This window comes from Streptomyces sp. MB09-02B (genome assembly GCF_033794485.1).
Lineage (GTDB): Bacteria > Actinomycetota > Actinomycetes > Streptomycetales > Streptomycetaceae > Streptomyces.
Window position 1 is genome coordinate 1 of record NZ_JARGEE010000720.1, and the last position, 2604, is coordinate 2604.

Consider the following 2604-nt stretch of genomic DNA (forward strand, 5'->3'; position numbering starts at 1 on the left):
CCCCGCACGTCCCCCCACCCATGGAAGGAACCAAAACCCATGGCAACACGCACCCGCACCCGGGGCCGGATCGGCAAGGCCCTGCTCGCCCCCGCGCTCGCGCTCGGCGCCACGATCGGCCTCGCCTCGGCCCCCGCCTCCGCCGCCGTCTGGAACTCGTGCGACCAGTGGGGCAACACCAGCCTCAACGGCTACACGCTCTACAACAACATCTGGGGCTCCGGCGCCGGCAGCCAGTGCGTCTGGGCCAACTCCGGTACGAACTGGGGTGTCTGGGCCAACCACCCCAACACCGGCGGCATCAAGTCGTACCCCAACTCCAAGAAGGTGATCAACAAGACGATCACCTCGCTCGGCTCGCTCAACAGCAGCTACAACGTCACCGTCCCGTCCTCGGGCGCGTACAACACCTCGTACGACGTCTGGGACACGGACTACGACTACGAGATCATGCTCTGGGTCAACCACAACGGCGCCGTCGGCGCGCTCGGCACCTTCCAGCAGAGCGTGACGGTCGGCGGCCACAGCTGGAACGTCTACAAGGGCCGCGCCTACCGGTCCGACGGCACGTACTGGGACGTGTTCTCGTTCCTGCGCACCTCGGACTCGACCTCCGGCACGGTCCAGATCCTCCCCGTCCTCAAGTGGATCAAGGACACCAAGGGCTGGATGGGCAACGAGACCATCGGGGACGTGCAGTTCGGCTTCGAGGTGACCTCGTCCTCCGGAGGCCTGGACTTCGTCACCAACAACCTGACGGTCAGCAGCAGTTGATGTGTGGCGGTCAGGTCGGTGAGTGAGTCGTAGGCAGGTCCGCGTACGAGTCCGAGCCGGTACCGTGCCCCCGCGCGGTGCCGGCCCGGGTCGTCCTAGGCCCCGGTCCGTTCCTCCTGGGTCAGCCGGATCAGCAGCACCCCGGGAGTGCGCGGCATCGACACCCGCAGTTCGCCGGTGGCGGGGTCCCAGGACGCCGCCGAGTCCGCCCGCGCGGCGCGGGGGTGCAGGATCTCGGCGTGTACGGCGAGTGCCGAGCCCTCCAAGTGTCGTACAGGCAGGCGTACTTCGGTCGTCGCCCCGCCCCTCCGCCACACCGACAGGTACGCCGGTCCTCGTCCGTCCGGGGCTCGCAGCCCCAGCGCCAGCCACTCGTCCGTCCAAGCCGGCAGGCCGAGCGGCCAGAACGGCACGGCCCGGGCCAGGTCCCCGCGGATCGTCTTGTACGTGCTCACCGCCTCGCGCACGAGGGCGAGCTGACGCTCCGTCATGCGGTCCAGGTGTCCCGACAGGTGGATACGGCCCAGGAGCGCTCCGCCCAGGGTGAAGGTGATCAGGTCGTCCTCGTACTCGGGCTGCGGGTAGGCCCAGACGGCGCCCTGCTCCGGGGGGACCGCCGAGGGCGCGGCGGCGGCGATCGGGGGACAGCGGAGGGGGTCCTGCTGGTCGCTGGTGGACTGCAGCTGCGCCACGGCCAGGGTGGCGCCGTCCATGCGCATGCCGCCGGAGGCACAGTTCTCGACGACGAGGTGCGGGTAGCGGTCCAGCACGTCGGAGAGCCAGTCCAGGTAGGCGTGGGCGTGCCCCAGGAGGCCGGCGCCGGGGGCGAGGTCGCCGGGGGCGGTCGTACCGGGGTCGATCACGATGTTGTAGTCGAGCTTGAGGTAGCCCACGCCCCAGTCGCCGACGAGACGGTCCACCGTCTTGTCGAGGTGGGCACGGGCCGCCGGATGGCGCAGGTCGAGCTGGTGGCGGCCCTGCTCGGTCAGCCGCACCCCGTCGCGCTGGAAGAAGGCCTCCGGCGGCAGCTCCGCCGCGACGGCGCTGCGCACGCCGACGACCTCGGGCTCCAGCCAGAGCCCGGGAACCATGCCGCGCTCCCGGATCCGCTCCAGTACGGCTCGGATGCCGTCGTCGACCGGTGCACCGACTGTGCCGTCTGCCTTGGCCGTGCTGTTGCTGTGCCCTGCGGCTGCGGCTGCGCCGTCCGCCCCGGCCTCGGTACCGCCGCCTTCCCCTGCCGCGCCGCCTTCCCCCGCTCCGCCGCAGCCCCCGGCCGCCACACCGGGCTCTCCGGCCCTGCCACCGTCCGTACCCCCCGTCGGAAACCGGCGCGACGACGGCAGCCACTCTCCGACGCTGTCCCACCAGCCGCCGTCCACCGTGTCGTCGTACCAGCCGGAGTCGATGCAGAAGTACTCCGCGCCCGCGTCCGCCGCCGCGTCGATCAGCGGCAGCAGCTTCGCGGTGGTCGGGTCGCCCATCAGCGTGTTCATGTAGTCGTTGAAGACCACGGGAAGCGTGTCGTGGTCGGGATGGGGACGGCGAACGGCACGGCGGTACGCGGTCAGCGCCGACAGCGCGTCATCGAGCCCCGAGCAGCCCTGTGACCTGAGCCCCGAGTCGCCTTTCGTCCCAAGGCCCGAGCCGCCTCCCGACCCGAGGGCGAGCGCCGCCGCCACGGTTGTGACCGTCTCGCCCGGCGCGAGCCGCACCCGCCACTGGTGCTCCGCGTCCGTCGGCCCGTTCAGCGCGAGGTACGTGCCGCGCGCCCGTTCCCCCAGGTCCCAACGCCACCCGGCCGCCGACTCCACCTGCCAGACCCAGGCC

The 2604-nt window shown here is 71.5% G+C and carries 2 protein-coding genes; one reads left to right on the forward strand and one right to left on the reverse strand.

What is annotated here, in order from left to right; all coding sequences use genetic code 11:
- The first annotated feature begins 39 nt into the window (after window positions 1-39).
- Window positions 40-774, forward strand: coding sequence for a GH12 family glycosyl hydrolase domain-containing protein (locus P1P70_RS43285; protein WP_319247797.1), 735 nt, complete (start codon window positions 40-42; stop codon window positions 772-774).
- 95 nt (window positions 775-869) lie between these two features.
- On the opposite strand, the gene P1P70_RS43290 is transcribed toward P1P70_RS43285, so the two are convergent.
- Window positions 870-2604, reverse strand: a 1735-nt coding sequence (locus P1P70_RS43290) for a glycoside hydrolase family 36 protein (RefSeq protein ID WP_319247799.1), incomplete at its 5' end; no start/stop codon positions are given.